Here is a 16,257-nt window from a genome sequence, read left to right on the forward strand (position 1 = left end):
GACAAAAAGAAAAAGAGGCTGTCTCAAAAGGACCGATGGTGTCAGCCTGAGCACCTGACCAACGAGAGTTGGGCAGTACAAAGGCCATTTGTAGCGAATTCAACGCATTTCGACTTCGCTCAATGTGACAAACAAGTACTATTGAGACAGCCTCTTCAGTAAAATTCAGTGTTCTAAACCTTAAATATGCAAGGCTCGATTATCTGTAGCGGCCATACAGGCTTCTTTAAAGGCCTCAGTATAGGTCGGATGTGCATGAGACATTCTAGCTATATCTTCAGCCGAAGCGCGGAATTCCATCGCCACGACTGCTTCTGCAATCATGTCAGCAGTTCTTGGGCCGATCATGTGTACTCCAAGGATTTCATCCGTTTCAGCATCGGCCAAGACTTTCACCAATCCATCGGTATCCATGGAAGCTCTCGCTCTGCCCGATGCCAAAAATGGAAACTTTCCGGTCTTGTATTTTCTGCCTTGCTCCTTTAGTTCCTCCTCGGTATAACCAACTGCTGCTACTTCCGGCCATGTGTAAACCACTCCAGGGATAAGAAGGTAATTGATATGTGGCTTTTGTCCTGCGATTGTTTCAGCAACGAAAACGCCTTCTTCTTCTGCCTTGTGCGCAAGCATCGCTCCCTTTATCACATCACCAATTGCGTAAATATGCTTCACAGAGGTTTGCAAATGTTCGTTTACTTCCACCTGACCTCTGTCGGTGATTTTTACTCCCGCAGCTTCAGCATTTAGTCCATCGGTGTAAGGCTTACGTCCGATAGAAACCAGGACGTAATCACCTTTGACCTCTATCGTTTCGCCTTTGCCATTTTCGGCTTTAACGACGACTTCTTTACCCAGATTCTCTACACCAGTAACTTTGTGCTTAAGGTAAAACTCAAAGCCAAGTTTCTTCAATGACTTCTGAAGTTCCTTACCCATGGTTTTGTCCATCGAAGGAATCAAGGAATCCATGTATTCAATCACGGATACTTTGGCTCCCATTCGACCATATACAGAACCGAGTTCCATTCCAATTACACCGCCACCAATTACGACGAGGTGTTTCGGAATTTCTTTCAAATTCAGTGCTTCAGTGGAAGTGATCACGCGCTTTTTATCCAGTTTGATAAATGGAAGTAAAGAGGGCTTTGAACCCGTGGCGATAATGATGTTTTTGCCCTGAATATCAGTGGAGGAACCGTCTTCTTTGGTCACTTTCACGGTATTGGCATCTACAAAAGACCCTACTCCTTGGTGCACATCGATTTTGTTTTTCTTCATCAAAAACTGAATCCCATCGACGTTTTGCTTCACCACATCGTCCTTTCGTGCGATCATTTGAGACAAATCGACTTTCAAATCTTTGAGGTTGATCCCGTGAGTTTTGAACGTATGAGCAGCATTGTGATAGTGCTCCGAGGAATCTAAAAGTGCTTTGGAAGGAATGCAGCCTACATTCAGGCAAGTGCCTCCCAAAGTTGGATATTTTTCAATAATTGCGGTTTTCATGCCAAGCTGTGCTGCTCTGATAGCTGCTACATATCCACCTGGACCCGAACCGATTACTATGACGTCGTACATTTCTTTAGATTTTAGATTCAAGACACAAGATTCAAGACTTGGTCTAACTAGTTAAATAAAGGACTGAAGTACCTCAGCCCTTCGTAAATCTGAATTCATAATTCGTAAATCCTTAGACTCCAAATAGCAGTCTTGTCGGATCTTCCAGCAATTGCTTTACACGTACCAAAAAGCTTACCGATTCTCTTCCGTCGATTATTCTGTGATCGTATGAAAGTGCGAGATACATCATTGGGCGGATCACGACTTGACCGTTTTCAGCGATTGGTCGCTCCACGATGTTGTGCATTCCAAGGATTGCAGACTGCGGAGCATTGATAATCGGAGTAGACATCATGGATCCGAATACGCCACCGTTGGTGAGCGTAAACGTTCCTCCAGTCATCTCTTCGATCGACAATTTGTTGTCTCTTGCCTTTCCGGCTAATCGGAGGATTTCCTTTTCGATTTGGTCAAAGCTCAAGGATTCTGCGTTTCTGATGACGGGTACTACCAAGCCCTTTGGAGCAGATACGGCAATGGAAATGTCACAGAAATCATTAAAAATCATTTCATTCCCATCGATTTGAGCATTTACTGAAGGCCATTCTTTCAAAGCGACACAAACTGCCTTGGTGAAGAATGACATAAAGCCCAAACCTACACCGTGCTTTTCTTTGAATTGCTCCTTGAACTTAGATCTCAAGTCCATGATCGGCTTCATATTCACCTCATTGAATGTGGTGAGCATGGCTGTTTCATTTTTCACGGAGACCAATCGACGGGAAATTGTCCTACGCAGAGATGACATTTTCTCTCTTCTGGTATTTCTCTCTCCAGGCTTTACTGGTTCTTCAGGAGCTGATTCTGCTGGTTTAGAAGAGGTAGTTTCTGGTTTAGCCGCAGGTTTCTGGGCACCCATTGCATCTTCTTTGGTAATTCTTCCATCCTTTCCAGAACCTGAAACTGCCGAAGTGGCTATTCCTTTTTCTGCCAAAATTTTAGAAGCCGCAGGAGAGGCATGGCCTGTTGCATAGTTCTCGTTTGAAGAAGTTGTTTTTTCAGGAGCAGAAGAAGAGGGAGCCGGAGCTGATTCTTTTGTCGGAGCTTCGTCCGTTACTTCAATTTTGCAGATCAATCCACCGATTTCCAGGACATCGCCTTCTTTCGCAACATGTCTTAGAATACCCTTGGCTTCAGCCGGAAGTTCAAAAGTTGCTTTGTCAGAATCTACCTCAGCGATGATTTCATCCAAAGTCACAAAGTCGCCGTCCTTTTTGATCCAATTGGCCAATGTGACCTCAGTGATGGATTCACCGACAGTGGGTACGATCATTTCTTTGATTTCTCCAGAGCCAGAGGACTTCTTTGCAGGGGCTTCAGCTGAGGCTTCTTTTGCTGCGGAAGTTTCAGCTGGTTCAGATTTCTCCGAACCGTCAGACTTTTTCGAACCTTCAGAATCTTCGATCACACAAATCAAACCTCCAATTTCGACAGTATCGCCCTCTTGAGCTTTGATTCTTAATATCCCCGCTGCTTCAGCCGGGAATTCAAAAGTTGCCTTGTCGGACTCTAATTCGCAGAGGATTTCATCCAATTGTACTTGGTCGCCGTCTTTTTTAAACCATTGCCCAACGGTGACTTCAGAGATCGATTCTCCCACTGTGGGTACTTTCATTTCTTTGCTCATGGTTCTATATTTTTCCCTTCTGGTTATTTTGGAAGGAGGGTTAGTATGAATTTTTGGAAAAAACCACCCCAAGATGAATCAGGGTGGTAATCAAGATTAAAGTTTTAGCGCCTGAGAAACAATGTTTTTCTGCTCTTCTACGTGGACTTTGTTATATCCGGTAGCTGGAGAAGCGCTTGGTTTACGAGCGATCAAGCTCATTGGGATTTCTTTGTGAAGTAATCTCAAGAGGTAATTCCAATAGCCCATGTTTTCGGGTTCTTCTTGTACCCACACGACCTCTGCACCTTTGTAGGATTTAAGAATCTCAAGGATTTGATTTTTAGGTAGTGGGTGCAGTTGCTCAATTCGAATGATAGCCACATTTTTCACTTTTTCTTTTTCCCGAGCTTCTTCCAGATCGTAAAACACTTTTCCAGAACATAGTACCACTCGCTTCACGTCCTTTGCTTTCACCATTGTGTCAGGAAGGACTTCTCTGAATTTGCCTGAAGTAAATTCAGAAATTGGAGAAATGACTTTTGGATGTCTGAGTAGTGACTTTGGAGACATGACGATACATGGTTTTCTAAAATCCCAAGTAAGTTGTCTTCTTAGCAAATGAAAGAAGTTGGATGGCTCAGTGATATTGGCCACGACCATGTTGTATTCTGCGGAAAGTTGGAGGAATCGCTCTGGGCGGGCATTGGAGTGCTCTGGACCTTGGCCTTCGTAGCCATGTGGAAGAAGCATTACCAAACCGTTCATTTTTTGCCATTTGGATTCTCCTGAGGAAATGAACTGATCAATCATGGTTTGGGCACCGTTTGCGAAATCTCCGAACTGACCTTCCCAGATTGTCAATGCGTGAGGATTTGCCATGGCATATCCATACTCAAAGCCCAAAACAGCATATTCCGAAAGCAAAGAATTATAAATATGGAATTGACCTTTTCTGTCTTTCAATTCCAAAAGTGAATTGAAAGGCTGATTGGTATTCGCATCGTGCAGCACTGCATGACGGTGTGAGAAAGTGCCACGCTGTACGTCTTGGCCAGTGAGTCGGACAGTTTTTCCTTCCAAAAGCAAAGAACCATAAGCCAGCAATTCAGCAGAAGCCCAGTTCAATTCTTTTGATTCAAAAAACATATCTCTTCGCTGCTTCATTTGCGCCTCAATTTGTTTGATGGGCTTAAATCCTTTGGGAATAAAAGTCAAAGCTTCGGCAACTTTCTCAATGGATTCAATTGAAACGCCAGTTTCAGGTGAAGATTCAAAATCTTCTGGATTGGATCTTCTGAGGTTAGCCCACTCTCGCTCAAACTTAGTAGCTTGATAAGGAAGCGGTTTTTCCTTCACCATGTTCAGGCGATCTTGAAGCAATTGACGGAATTCCTCATCCATCTGTGCCGCAATCTTCGCCTCGAAATCTCCCTTTTCTGTCAATCTCTTAACATAGATTTCTCTCGGATTTGGATGCTTAGAGATGATATTGTAAAGCTCGGGCTGCGTAAATTTTGGTTCGTCCGACTCATTGTGTCCGTGCCGACGGTAGCAAACCATGTCCACAAAAATGTCTTTGCTGAACTTCTGACGGAACTCAGCCGCAAGTCTTGCTGCAAATACCACTGCTTCGGCATTGTCACCATTGACGTGAATGACCGGTGCATCGATGATTTTGGCAACATCAGTGCAATAAATAGAAGTTCGTGCATCATCGAAGTCGGTCGTAAAACCTACTTGATTATTGATCACAAAGTGGATCGTACCTCCTGAGTTGTATCCTTTCAAACCAGCCATTTGAGTCACTTCATAGACAATTCCCTGTCCAGCTACTGCGGCATCTCCATGGATGAGGATAGGAAGAGCTTTGGTCGCATCATGATTATGTGAGTGATCGATTTTGGCACGGATGAACCCTTCAACTACCGGATTGACAGCTTCCAAGTGGGAAGGGTTTGGAGCCAGTTTGAGGTGTATTTTGTTTTTGCTAGGAGTGACAATGTCCGAAGAATAGCCCATGTGATATTTCACATCGCCATCACCCATCGTTAAGTCAGGCTTGGCAGTTCCTTCAAATTCGGAAAAAATCTGTTCATAGGTCTTACCCATGATATTAGCAAGGACATTTAGTCGACCCCGGTGAGCCATTCCGATCATGACTTCTTCAACACCATGAATAGAAGCAGTATTGATGACAGCATCTAGGAAGGGAATTGTACTTTCTCCACCTTCTAGTGAAAAACGCTTTTGCCCGAGGTATTTGGTATGTAAAAAGTTTTCAAATACGACAGCCTGATTGAGTTTAAAAAGAATTCGCTTTTTATCTTCTTCTGAAGGATTAAAGGCTAATGCTTCTTTTTCCACCTTGGTTTTAAACCAATCCAGCATCTCCGGATCACGGATATACAAATATTCAAAGCCCATTGGGCCTTCATAGATGGTTTTTAGAGATTCGAGGATAACGGATAGTTTGGCGGTTCCTATGCCAATTTCACTTCCAGCTTGAAACTCAGTATTCATATCATCCTGTCCTAGCCCAAAATCTTTGGGGTCGATCAACGCCTTGCGGTCACGTCTTTCTCTTACAGGATTGGTCTTGGATCGGAGGTGTGCTCTTGAACGATGCGCATGGATTAGTGCTCGAACTTTGATTTCCTTTGGAAGCTGCTCCATGTCCATGATGGTACCGGGAGTGGCCAAAGCACCGTTTTTTGGTGTCGCTTGGGTTCCCGGTTTTTCAGCTTCAGATCCGTTTTCATCCTGACCGTAATTTGCCAAGGCAAAATCAAAACCATCAAAAAACTCTTTCCAGCTTGGGTCTATTGAGGCAGAGTCACTTTTATAAGAAGCGTATAACTCATCGATGTAGGTCACATGAGCATTCGCAATGTATGAGAATTTATCCATCGTTAGTTTTTGAGAACAAGACAAAATTAAGGCCAATTATCCGCAATGAAAAATTGCTTATTTGCTTGTCCAAATATATGTTTAGTCACAAAATAATATTTGTTGTTATACATCGAACGGATTAAAGCAGTCATATGACTGGTTCATTTGACAATGATTTTGAAAGAAAAAGAAGAAAATGACATACATTTAGAAAAATGTCGTAAATTAAAGGACAAATTTCTAGATCATGAGCGATTCAGATAATCAAAAAATAAACATGGTGGCCGAAGAAATGGCTGTTTATGTGACGGGACTACCTCGGTATTCAAAGTATCCTACTTTAAAAGGAGTCCCTTTGAGCAGATTTTTCGCAAATCGGATCCTGGTCGTAGATGTGATTCGTCAGGGGATCCCTACATCTCTATTTATGTCAATCAAGGATATGGCGCCTTTTTCTGATCAGGAATGGTCAGACTTTTTGGATATTTCTTTGAAGTCTCTACAGCGATACAAAAAAGAATCGGACTATGTTTTCAGATCGATTCATTCCGAGAAAATCATTGAGCTTGTAGAAGTGACGGCTGTAGGTTTGGAAGTTTTTGATTCACAGGAGGATTTTGCCGCTTGGCTTAATGCTACAAGTCATGCCCTAGGCAATAGACGACCGATTGAGTTGCTGAGGGATTCCTATGGTAAAGAATTAGTGCTTAATGAGCTTCATCGCATAGATCAAGGGATATTTGTCTGATGCGGGTTTTTCGTCTCATCCGAAAAAAATACGGAATAGAACTATCGGGCAAAGGCGCCGCCCTCTCCGGTAACCGTTGGAATTCCAAAGGCACCGAACTCATCTACTGTGCGGACAGTCGCGCCTTGGCAATGGCTGAAGTTGCGGTGCACCTGTCCTTATCCATTTTACCCAAAGACTATGTGATGGTCGAAATCGAGATCCCGAATTCTATTTCCATCTCGTCCTTGAAAACTGATGATTTACCTCAGGGGTGGAACAGCTTCCCCCATTTGCTTGACACGCAAAAGATCGGAGATGACTTTGTTGCAGAGCGAAAAAGCTGTGTCCTTAAAGTTCCTTCGGCAGTTGTACCGGGTGACTTTAATTTTCTGATCAATCCACATCATCTGGATTTTGCCTCTATTTCAATTGTCGGTCAGAAAGAGTTTCCTTTTGATTCGAGGCTTTTTCAATAATCAATTTTCAATGACCAATTCTCAACTTTCAAGGAAACATTGAAAATTGATCGTTGAGTTTGATAATTGATTATTGAGTTTGCTCATTGAAAATTCTCTTCGCCCCATCCAAAAATTCCACAAAAGACGCAATATCGGTATTGTATCCTCTTGGTTTAGCAAGTAATTGCTCTTGGTGATCCAAAATAACATAATAAGGTTGAGCATTATTATTAAATCGGGTGATTTGCAAATCCGCATTTTGCTTGCCCAAGGTCTTTTTCACCTTATTGTCATAGGAAGAAGTGTACCATTCACTTTCGGGCAAATATAGCCGCTCATCAATGTACAATGCCACCATTACAAAGTCCTCCTTAAGTCGCTTTAGAACTTGGGGATCAACCCAGACATTCTCTTCCATCTTCCGACAGTTGACGCAGCCATGTCCGGTAAAGTCAATCAATAGGGGTTTGCCTTCCCGTTTTGCGGCTGCTAAGCCTTGTTCATAGTCAAAGTACCCAGGAATTCCATGAGGAATTTTTAGCAGGTCGCCGTATTTGACGACTTTGCCACTGGATGAAACACTTTCCTCAGACCCCACTCCACCCGTCAATTTGAACTGTTGAGTGGTGATCGGAGGTAAATAGCCGCTCAGTAATTTGAGTGGTGCGCCCCATAGTCCGGGAATCATATGGACCACAAAAGTGAAGGTCAACAAGGCTAAAAGTAATCGAGGGACGCTGATGTATTCCAGTTTGGAGTCGTGGGGCAATTTGATTTTTCCCAACAGATAGAAACCCAATCCAGAGAAAATCACGATCCAAATTGCAAGGAAAATATCCCGATCCAAAATCCCCCAGTGATAAACCAAATCTGCAATGGAGAGGAATTTGAAAGCCAAAGCCAGTTCCAAAAAGCCCAACACGACTTTGACTGTATTCAACCATCCGCCTGATTTTGGTAAGCGCTGCATCCAACCCGGAAAAATTGCAAACAAGGTAAAAGGAATGGCAAAAGCCAACCCAAATGCAAACATGCCCAATACGGGTTTGATTAATTCACCCCCAGCAGAGGAAATCAGAATGGAACCCACTATCGGTCCGGTGCAGGAAAATGAAACTAAGACCAATGTAAAAGCCATGAAGAAAATACCGCCAAGACCCCCTTTCTCGGCTTTTGCATCGATTTTATTGACAAAGCTTGAAGGCAAAGTCAGTTCGAACATGCCCAAAAAGGCTAGAGCAAAAAAGATAAAAACCAGGAAGAAAAAGACATTAGGAATCCAATGAGTAGCTAGCCAATTGGCAAATTCAGGTCCTTGAATTGCCGCAACGGCAGTGCCTGCCACGGTATAAATTGCAATGATGGAAATGCCGTAAATAAATGCCTGACGGATTCCCTTTGCTCGGGATTTTGATCTTCCGGTGAAAAAGCTCACCGTCATCGGAATCATTGGAAACACACAAGGAGTAATCAAAGCTGCCAATCCCGCCAAAAAAGCTAAAACCATGAATCCCCAAAGCGATTCTTTTTCTCCTTCGGAAGTGAAGTCTGGTGGTGCCGCAGTTAGTTGTTCTGCCCCGATAGCTACTGGTGTAGGACTTTCTACTAATTCAAATGGTGATTCTTCAGCATTCGATTCTAAAAGTTTTTCAGGGTCTTCTTCTAAGCTTCCTTTTGAGACAGTTTTAACTCCTGCTTCGGGAGAAGCAGGAGAATCACTTGCAATTGGTCGACCACTTTCCTTTGCCGTAAACCTTACCTCGATATCCTCTTCGTAATTGATGCATTTTCCGTCTATATCGGAACACATTTGATATTCAAGTGATCCTTTGATCACTCCAGTAGTTGCATTGATCGTAATTGGTTGTTCAAATCGCCCTTTTCCTAAAAAATAGGTTACATCCCCTTCCCAGACTTCGTCAAACTTCTTCTTGGGATTGATGGCCTTGAGTTTCGATGCAACTGAATAATCCCCGGATTTGGCAGGAATAAATTCGGTCAAAAGAGGACCCAAATCCTTATCAAAGTCATTGGAATACACATACCAACCAAAAGGTATCTCTGTCTCCATGACTAAGATGGCCTTTTCTCCCACTTGCAGCTCTTGAGGCTCCAATGAAAAAGTCCACTTCGGTGGCTTTACCATCTGAGCATGGGCAAAAGAGGAAATCAAAAGAAAAACCGGAAAGAGGAGCTTACCGATTTTTATGGAGTTGAAAGTCATCTAGGGATTGGATTTACTCGGGCGAACAAGGATTTAGGTCTTGTGGTTCGAATTTAGTGTCATTTAGCTGGTCAATATGCAAATTAATCACTTTCCGCTCATAGCTCTGAAATGACGGAAGAAAGCTGCGATAGTTTCTATACCGATAAAGTAGTTTTTCACACCATAGTGTTCATTCGGAGAATGCAAAGCATCTGTGTCCAAGCCAAAACCAAATAAAATCGGGTCTGATCCTAATTCCTTTTGGAACAAAGCAACAATGGGAATCGAACCTCCTTCTCGTGTCGGAATCGGTCTTTTACCAAAAGTCTCTTCCATAGCTGCCTCTGCTGCCTGATATCCGATCGAACTGTCAGACACTACCGCAGGAGCACCGCCGTGATGGGTTTTCACTTTTATTTTTACCGATTTTGGAGCAATGGATTTGAAATGATATTCAAAAAGAGTTGCGATTTCATGCCAATCTTGGTCGGGAACGAGTCTCATGGAGATTTTTGCAAAAGCCTTAGATGGCAAAACTGTTTTAGCACCTTCTCCAGTGTAGCCTCCCCAAATTCCATTCACGTCCAAGGTTGGGCGAATCCCAACTCGCTCGATCGTGGTAAAGCCTTTTTCGCCATGGACGTCATCGATGGCAAGCTTTTCTTTGTATTCTTCCAAATCAAAAGGAGCCTCATTCAGTCGGCTTCGCTGGGCATCTGTCAGTTCCTGTACTTTTTCATAAAACCCAGGGATCGTGATGTGCTCGTTTTCATCCTTCATCGAGGAGATCATTTTGCACAGCACGTTAATTGGATTAGCAACAGCACCACCGTAAGTTCCTGAGTGAAGATCTCGATTGGATCCAGTTACTTCCACTTCCATGTAGGACATGCCACGCAAACCAACGGTGATGGAAGGGTCTTTCATGCTGATCATGTGTGTATCCGAAATCAAAATCACATCAGCTTTCAGCTTTTCTTTATTTTCGAGGACGAATTTGTCCAGATTATCCGAGCCAACTTCCTCCTCGCCCTCAATCATAAATTTGACATTACAAGGCAAATCACCGGAAGCCATCATCGCTTCAAAAGCCTTCACATGCATGTAAAATTGTCCTTTGTCATCTGCTGATCCACGTGCAAAAATGGCTCCTTCTGGATGAATCGCTGTTTTTTTGATTACAGGTTCGAAAGGAGGTGAATCCCAAAGTTCATAGGGATCTGCTGGTTGTACATCATAGTGTCCATAAATAAGGACTGTGGGCAAAGCTGGATCGATGATTTTTTCTCCGTAGACTATCGGATAGCCTGCGGTTTGGCAGATTTCAGCAACGTCAGCTCCGGCTTTTTCCAAGGATTCTTTGACAAACTGAGCTGCCGCAAAGACGTCGTTTTTGAATTTTGGATCGGCGCTCACGGATGGAATTCGGAGTAGATCCAGCAATTCGTTAAGGAATCGGTCTTTGTTTTTTTCTATAAAAGCAGCTACGGACATATTTGGGTAAGTTTAGTTTCTAAAGGCCTCAAAATTATTCCTTTCAGGAGGAATTGCCTAGGAATTTTCTTTTTTTGCCACAAAGGCCAAAAGACACAAAAAAAATTTTATTGCCACGAAGGCAAAAAGGCAAAAGAAGATCAGGTATTGACAAACCTCCGAATTCCTTTTTTGATTAAAGGCACATTAAAATTAATCAGATAGCCCAAGCTTAATTTTGAGAGTTTTAGGTGACTGATTATCTGTGCTTCCCAAACAGGATTAACCAAATCGACAGCTTTGAGCTCCACAATCACTCGATCTTCGATCAGCAAATCCAGCCGTAATCCTTCATCAAACCATAATCCGTCATAGCAAATTGGAATATTGATTTGCCTTTTTACTTCAAATCCTGCTTTTTTAAGTTCATGTTCCATGCAAACCTCATAAATCCTTTCCAAAAGGCCAGGGCCAAGTTCCTTGTGAATGGTAAAAGCTGCATGAACTACCGCTGTCCCAATTTCCTCTTCAAAATCTGTAGGTTTTCCGTGATTCATAATTTTGCGACTTTTTACATTTAAATCATTAATTTAAAAAAACTTTGTGTCTTCGTGACTTTGTGGCAAAACTTAAGATCTTGAACTATGAAAGCACTTCTCTGTACCCAATTTGGCCTTCCTGAAACCATGAGTGTTCAGGAAATAGCTGATCCTACTTCTGGCCCGAATCAAGTTCTGATTGCCGTGGAGGCCTGTGGAGTTAATTTTCCGGATGTTCTGATTATTCAAAACAAGTATCAGTTCAAGCCCGAACTTCCATTTGCGCCTGGCGGAGAAGTGGCTGGAAAAATCCTTGCGATGGGCGATAAGGTTCAGGGATTTCAGGTTGGGCAGGAAGTTTTGGCACTTTGCGGCTGGGGTGGATTTGCGGAAAAAGTTGCCGTGGATTTTGACCGGGTTTTCCCCTTGCCTCCGGGACTTTCGGCAGAAGTTGCGGCTACTACGCTTTACACCTATGGCACTTCCTACTATGCACTTAAAGATCGGTCAAATCTTCAGCCCGGAGAAACTTTATTGGTTTTAGGAGCTGCTGGAGGAGTAGGTTTGGCAGCAGTCGAACTCGGAAAATTGATGGGAGCGAAAGTCATTGCAGCGGCTTCTTCTAATGAAAAACTAGCGCTCTGTCGAGAAAAAGGAGCCGATTTGACGATCAACTATGAATCAGAAGATTTGAAAAAGCAAATCAAAGAACTGACAGATGGAAATGGAGTTGATGTGGTTTATGATCCTGTGGGGGGAAGATTTACCGAGTCCGCACTCAGAGGAATGGCGTGGAAAGGCCGCTATTTGATTGTTGGTTTTGCTGATGGGGAAATTCCTCAAATTCCTATGAATCTTCCTTTGCTCAAAGGCTGCTCCATTATGGGCGTGTTTTGGGGACAATTTTCAAAAGTGGAGGCCAAGGCTAGTTTTCAGAATATCCGCCAACTAGTGGCTTGGATTCAGGAGGGAAAAATCAAACAGCATATTGGACGAACTTATAGTCTGGAAGAAGCACCGGAGGCATTGCGAGCAATTCTAGATCGGAAAATGTTGGGTAAAGGGGTGGTGGTGATTAGGTAACCGGTGTCAGGTGTCCGATGACCGATGCATCGACAAATTCAATTCATGTGTCTCAGATATTTTTCCCGCAGATCTACGCAGAAAAAGTCGCTGATTTGCGCAGACCTTCTGTAAATCAGCGTGCATCAGCGGATAAAAATCTCCGTAAATCAGCGGGAAACAAGTTTTTACATAAATATTCACCATGAAAAACGTAAATCTTACTTTCGATTTTCATGGTAAATGATTTGAATTTCTCATTGAATTCTTTACTTTTACCATGAAATACGTAAATCTTACTTTCGATTTTCATGGTAAAAGACCGAAACATCCTTCCCCTTTTGCAGGAATATCTCTCGATTTTTCCTGCTGTCGGGCTATTGGGTCCACGGCAAGTGGGAAAGACAACCTTGGTCAAAAACCTGAAACTCGCTAAAGACAGCTTATATCTCGATTTGGAAAAAGCCTCTGATCGGGCTAAGTTGGTCGATCCTGAGCTTTTCCTGAAAGCACATGCTGATAAGACTGTGATTCTGGATGAGATCCAACTCATGCCAGAGCTTTTTGCTGAGCTTCGAAGTTTGATTGACGAGCAGCGTGAACCGGGAAGGTTTATTCTTTTGGGTTCGGCTTCTCCTGATCTGATTCGCAAAAGCGCTGATTCCCTTGCTGGACGAATTGGTTATTTGGAATTGACGCCATTTTACTTGGGGGAAATTGATTCGGACGAACTCCAAAAACTCTGGATTCGAGGCGGTTTTCCCTTGTCTTTTCTCGCTAAAACGGATCGGGAATCTCAGCTTTGGAGACAAAACTTCATCAAGACCTATTTAGAAAGGGATCTTGCACAAATAGGACTCAGCACCGATCCTCGGCTGGTGGAGCGCTTTTGGATGATGTTGGCAAATGCGCAGGGAGGAATCTGGAATGCACAAAGCTTTGCCAAAGCACTTGGAATTACCCGCCCGACGGTCAACCGATACCTGGAGTTTCTGGAAGGGTCATTTATGGTTCGGGTCTTGGCACCTTTTCACCAAAACATTAAAAAGCGACTGGTCAAATCGCCAAAAGTCTTTATACGGGACACAGGTTTGCTTCATGCCCTGACTGGAATTGACAGCATGGATGCGCTTTCAAATCTGTTAATGATTGGGCCGAGTTGGGAGGGATTTGTTATTGAGCAAATCATTGCCACGCTTCGGGAGGAGTATGAATATTATTTCTACCGAACTCATCAGGGTGCGGAATGTGATCTGCTTTTGGTGAAAAATGGTGTGGTCAAAACCGCCATTGAAATCAAGAACACCCTTTCTCCCAAACTCAGCAAAGGCATGCAAATCAGCATGGGAGATACTGGAGCTGAAAAGGGCGTGATCATTTGCAGGATTGAAGGAGGCTATCCACTTTCGGAAAAAGTGAAGGCAATGGGGGTGACGGAGTTTTTGAGAGGGGTTTAGGCCACGAACCTACCTTCGATAGGCAGGGTCGCGAAGACGCTAAGTTTTTGGAAAGAAAGGGTACAAATTCCTTAGAGACTTTGTACCCCTGCCTATCGCACCTCGCAATTTGTATTTTCGAGGTCCTACTCCCGGATTTTTAATCTGATAAGTAGTTTTGGATTGCAAATCCAATTGATAAGTTCTCGAGGTTACAAACCTCGAGGAGCTCAAGCCCCTAAGTTTCTAGAAAAAAAAAGGCACAAAATCTTAGTGACTTTGTGCCTTCGTGGCTAAACCAGTGGGACCTAAGGGATTCGAACCCATGACCTCTGCTCTGTCAAAGCAGCGCTCTAAACCAACTGAGCTAAGATCCCATTTTACAAATCTCACACTAAACCTTCCGATAGCTATCGCGGATGAGCTAAGATCCCAATATGTGCTTGCGAATATAGACAACCCTCCAAGGGTTCGCAACCCCTTGGAGGGTTTTTACTTGGAGAAAACTATTTAATTTTCCTTGTAATCTAAATTCATTTTGAGCTTTCGATCAATTCAACTTCTTTCTTCCGATTGAAGACTTCGATACCAACTCGGTCAATATAAAGCACCAATTCAGGTTCCTGAATGCTTTGATAATTTACAATGTCAAACTTATAAGGCATGTTGGTTTCCTCGTTTAGGGAATAGCTGATTTTGCTTATCGTTTCAAACTCTAATTTTTTGCCATTTATTGCCAAATCAACATCGCTACCGGGCATGAAATTACCCTTGGCCCGACTTCCAAAAAGAGTTGCCTGTTCCACGCTTTCGTGTTTTCTGAGCTCCTCAACAATCGAATTCATGTCTGAATCTAAAAGACCGAATTTATTCTTCATTTGTTTTCGTTTGAAGGTGATGAGAAGCTCGTTCAGAATTAATTTGGTAATTGGTCTTTTAATTTAAGAAACACCAGAACATGGCGATCTCCAATCAGTTCTTTTTCATTTTCATTAACGAAATTATGCAAATTACTGTATGGATGATTTTCTTTAATTTTTTCTTCGGAACTCTTATATAAATTATAGATGTCTATTGAAGGAAAGTAAAGAATTAGGAAGTCTTTGTAAAAAGAAATTGGCAAGAAATAATAATTCAAACCATCTAAATCATTTATTAGATTTTTTCCTATGTATTTTGTTTCAGAGTTTTGATCCAAAAGAATTTGGAATCCATTTTTTCCAAAAAAAACTGTTATAAAATAAAATTCACCAAAGGGAATGAAAGCGTTTATAATCTTGATTTGCCCGCGAATTTCTTCTACTTCATCAATATTGAATGTAAATTCTTTAATGACTTTTAAGTTTCCATCTTCTTTAAACAATGCAATATTGTGGGAAAAAGGTAAGGTTATTGAAACTTCGGTAGAGTTTGAGTTTTTTACAAACCCATGTAATAATCTTACCCTACCCAAGGCATTTTGATTCGTTGCGGTAAAATATTGTGGAGGATTCTTATTATCATAAATTTTTACAAATTTGACTTCTTGACTATTTGTAACATTGTTTAATGAGAACAAGTTAAAATTCTTTCCTCTGTAAAAGTTTGTTGAGCTGAAATTATGTTTAATCTCTTTTATGAATTCTAAATTTTGATTAAAATATATTAGTTTCCCCAAATTGCCATCATAAATAATAATTGTGTCTCCCACAATTTGAAAATCTTCAATTTGACTAAATTCCTTTGGACCTTGACCATTTGATTTTAGAATTGTAATTAAATTTCCATTTAAATCATATTTGTGTAAATTATTTAAGTGAATATCACTCACGTAAATAAAATCATCTTGAAATATAGTTTTGAATTGATGGACTAAAGGAATTTCCTTGTCCTCTTGCAAAAGTACATATCTGACACTGTCAAATAGGTCAGAAAAATATCCGCTTTTGACATCAGTTAAATCTATAATCTGAGAGATCTTTTCCTCAAACAATTCTTTTTCTGAGGAGATTTCCTTCGCATTAGAACATGAGCCCAATGAAATTAAGCATATTATTGCTAAATAATCACTCCATTTTGGGAAAGTCTCTTTGTTCGCCATGATATTTTATGGTCCTGCAAGATAGGGAGGACCGGGACAAGGGTTCTGAGCTGAAATTTGGCAAAATCCACCGGATGATGGCAGGCAAATTGTTTGATAAATTGCCAACCAGGATGAACAGGGTTGAAACACTAATTGATAGCCCCAGACAAAAT

At 42.0% G+C, this 16,257-nt stretch carries 12 protein-coding genes and 1 tRNA gene; 4 read left to right on the forward strand and 9 right to left on the reverse strand.

Annotation, left to right across the window (positions count from 1 at the left end; translation table 11 throughout):
- Nucleotides 1–180 precede the first annotated feature (180 nt).
- The 3 genes from lpdA to ACK4HU_RS02565 form a co-directional block, all read right to left on the reverse strand.
- Entirely contained in the window at nt 181–1,578 is a 1,398-nt protein-coding gene (lpdA, locus tag ACK4HU_RS02555) for a dihydrolipoyl dehydrogenase (RefSeq protein WP_409803279.1), read from the reverse strand.
- Between the two features lie 112 nt (nt 1,579–1,690).
- Complete coding sequence (gene odhB, locus ACK4HU_RS02560; protein ID WP_409803280.1) at nt 1,691–3,247, reverse strand: 2-oxoglutarate dehydrogenase complex dihydrolipoyllysine-residue succinyltransferase; 1,557 nt, start codon at nt 3,245–3,247, stop codon at nt 1,691–1,693.
- Between the two features lie 96 nt (nt 3,248–3,343).
- Nucleotides 3,344–6,136, reverse strand: coding sequence for a 2-oxoglutarate dehydrogenase E1 component (locus ACK4HU_RS02565; protein WP_409803281.1), 2,793 nt, complete (start codon nt 6,134–6,136; stop codon nt 3,344–3,346).
- 229 nt (nt 6,137–6,365) lie between these two features.
- Here ACK4HU_RS02565 and ACK4HU_RS02570 point away from each other — a divergent pair, with 229 nt between their 5' ends.
- Nucleotides 6,366–6,866, forward strand: coding sequence for an antitoxin Xre/MbcA/ParS toxin-binding domain-containing protein (locus tag ACK4HU_RS02570; RefSeq protein ID WP_409803282.1), 501 nt, complete (start codon nt 6,366–6,368; stop codon nt 6,864–6,866).
- Nucleotides 6,866–7,324, forward strand: a complete 459-nt coding sequence (locus tag ACK4HU_RS02575) for an RES family NAD+ phosphorylase (protein WP_409803283.1) — start codon at nt 6,866–6,868, stop codon at nt 7,322–7,324. The genes ACK4HU_RS02570 and ACK4HU_RS02575 overlap by 1 nt, the downstream gene beginning before the upstream one ends.
- Before the next feature lie 70 nt (nt 7,325–7,394).
- On the opposite strand, the gene ACK4HU_RS02580 is transcribed toward ACK4HU_RS02575, so the two are convergent.
- From ACK4HU_RS02580 to ACK4HU_RS02590, 3 genes are all read right to left on the reverse strand, one after another.
- Nucleotides 7,395–9,530, reverse strand: a complete 2,136-nt coding sequence (locus ACK4HU_RS02580; RefSeq protein WP_409803284.1) for a cytochrome c biogenesis protein CcdA — start codon at nt 9,528–9,530, stop codon at nt 7,395–7,397.
- An 87-nt stretch (nt 9,531–9,617) separates the two neighbouring features.
- Complete coding sequence (locus ACK4HU_RS02585; RefSeq protein WP_409803285.1) at nt 9,618–11,006, reverse strand: dipeptidase; 1,389 nt, start codon at nt 11,004–11,006, stop codon at nt 9,618–9,620.
- A 140-nt stretch (nt 11,007–11,146) separates the two neighbouring features.
- Nucleotides 11,147–11,542: a GxxExxY protein gene (locus ACK4HU_RS02590; protein ID WP_409803286.1), complete on the reverse strand. Its 396-nt coding sequence runs from the start codon at nt 11,540–11,542 to the stop codon at nt 11,147–11,149.
- A gap of 87 nt (nt 11,543–11,629) precedes the next feature.
- Between ACK4HU_RS02590 and ACK4HU_RS02595 the strand changes: the two genes are divergently transcribed.
- Both ACK4HU_RS02595 and ACK4HU_RS02600 read left to right on the forward strand, forming a co-directional pair.
- Nucleotides 11,630–12,607, forward strand: a complete 978-nt coding sequence (locus ACK4HU_RS02595; protein WP_409803287.1) for an NADPH:quinone oxidoreductase family protein — start codon at nt 11,630–11,632, stop codon at nt 12,605–12,607.
- A gap of 290 nt (nt 12,608–12,897) precedes the next feature.
- Complete coding sequence (locus tag ACK4HU_RS02600; protein ID WP_409803288.1) at nt 12,898–14,043, forward strand: ATP-binding protein; 1,146 nt, start codon at nt 12,898–12,900, stop codon at nt 14,041–14,043.
- Nucleotides 14,044–14,324: 281 nt separating this feature from the next.
- Here ACK4HU_RS02600 and ACK4HU_RS02605 read toward each other — a convergent pair.
- The 3 genes from ACK4HU_RS02605 to ACK4HU_RS02615 all read right to left on the reverse strand — a co-directional run bounded on the left by ACK4HU_RS02605 (nt 14,325) and on the right by ACK4HU_RS02615 (nt 16,102).
- Nucleotides 14,325–14,399 (reverse strand) — tRNA-Val (locus ACK4HU_RS02605).
- A gap of 156 nt (nt 14,400–14,555) precedes the next feature.
- Nucleotides 14,556–14,900, reverse strand: coding sequence for a nucleotidyltransferase domain-containing protein (locus ACK4HU_RS02610; RefSeq protein WP_409803289.1), 345 nt, complete (start codon nt 14,898–14,900; stop codon nt 14,556–14,558).
- Nucleotides 14,901–14,938: 38 nt separating this feature from the next.
- Nucleotides 14,939–16,102, reverse strand: coding sequence for a 6-bladed beta-propeller (locus tag ACK4HU_RS02615; protein ID WP_409803290.1), 1,164 nt, complete (start codon nt 16,100–16,102; stop codon nt 14,939–14,941).
- Nucleotides 16,103–16,257: the final 155 nt, after the last annotated feature.

Origin of the sequence: Algoriphagus sp., assembly GCF_046296635.1 — a bacterium.
Lineage (GTDB): Bacteria > Bacteroidota > Bacteroidia > Cytophagales > Cyclobacteriaceae > Algoriphagus.

Coding starts and splice junctions, on each gene's coding strand:
- lpdA (WP_409803279.1), bottom strand. CDS start 1,578: ATGTACGACGTCATAGTAATCGGTTCGGGTCCAGGTGGATATGTAGCA.
- odhB (WP_409803280.1), bottom strand. CDS start 3,247: ATGAGCAAAGAAATGAAAGTACCCACAGTGGGAGAATCGATCTCTGAA.
- ACK4HU_RS02565 (WP_409803281.1), bottom strand. CDS start 6,136: ATGGATAAATTCTCATACATTGCGAATGCTCATGTGACCTACATCGAT.
- ACK4HU_RS02570 (WP_409803282.1), top strand. CDS start 6,366: ATGAGCGATTCAGATAATCAAAAAATAAACATGGTGGCCGAAGAAATG.
- ACK4HU_RS02575 (WP_409803283.1), top strand. CDS start 6,866: ATGCGGGTTTTTCGTCTCATCCGAAAAAAATACGGAATAGAACTATCG.
- ACK4HU_RS02580 (WP_409803284.1), bottom strand. CDS start 9,530: ATGACTTTCAACTCCATAAAAATCGGTAAGCTCCTCTTTCCGGTTTTT.
- ACK4HU_RS02585 (WP_409803285.1), bottom strand. CDS start 11,006: ATGTCCGTAGCTGCTTTTATAGAAAAAAACAAAGACCGATTCCTTAAC.
- ACK4HU_RS02590 (WP_409803286.1), bottom strand. CDS start 11,542: ATGAATCACGGAAAACCTACAGATTTTGAAGAGGAAATTGGGACAGCG.
- ACK4HU_RS02595 (WP_409803287.1), top strand. CDS start 11,630: ATGAAAGCACTTCTCTGTACCCAATTTGGCCTTCCTGAAACCATGAGT.
- ACK4HU_RS02600 (WP_409803288.1), top strand. CDS start 12,898: ATGGTAAAAGACCGAAACATCCTTCCCCTTTTGCAGGAATATCTCTCG.
- ACK4HU_RS02610 (WP_409803289.1), bottom strand. CDS start 14,900: ATGAAGAATAAATTCGGTCTTTTAGATTCAGACATGAATTCGATTGTT.
- ACK4HU_RS02615 (WP_409803290.1), bottom strand. CDS start 16,102: ATGGCGAACAAAGAGACTTTCCCAAAATGGAGTGATTATTTAGCAATA.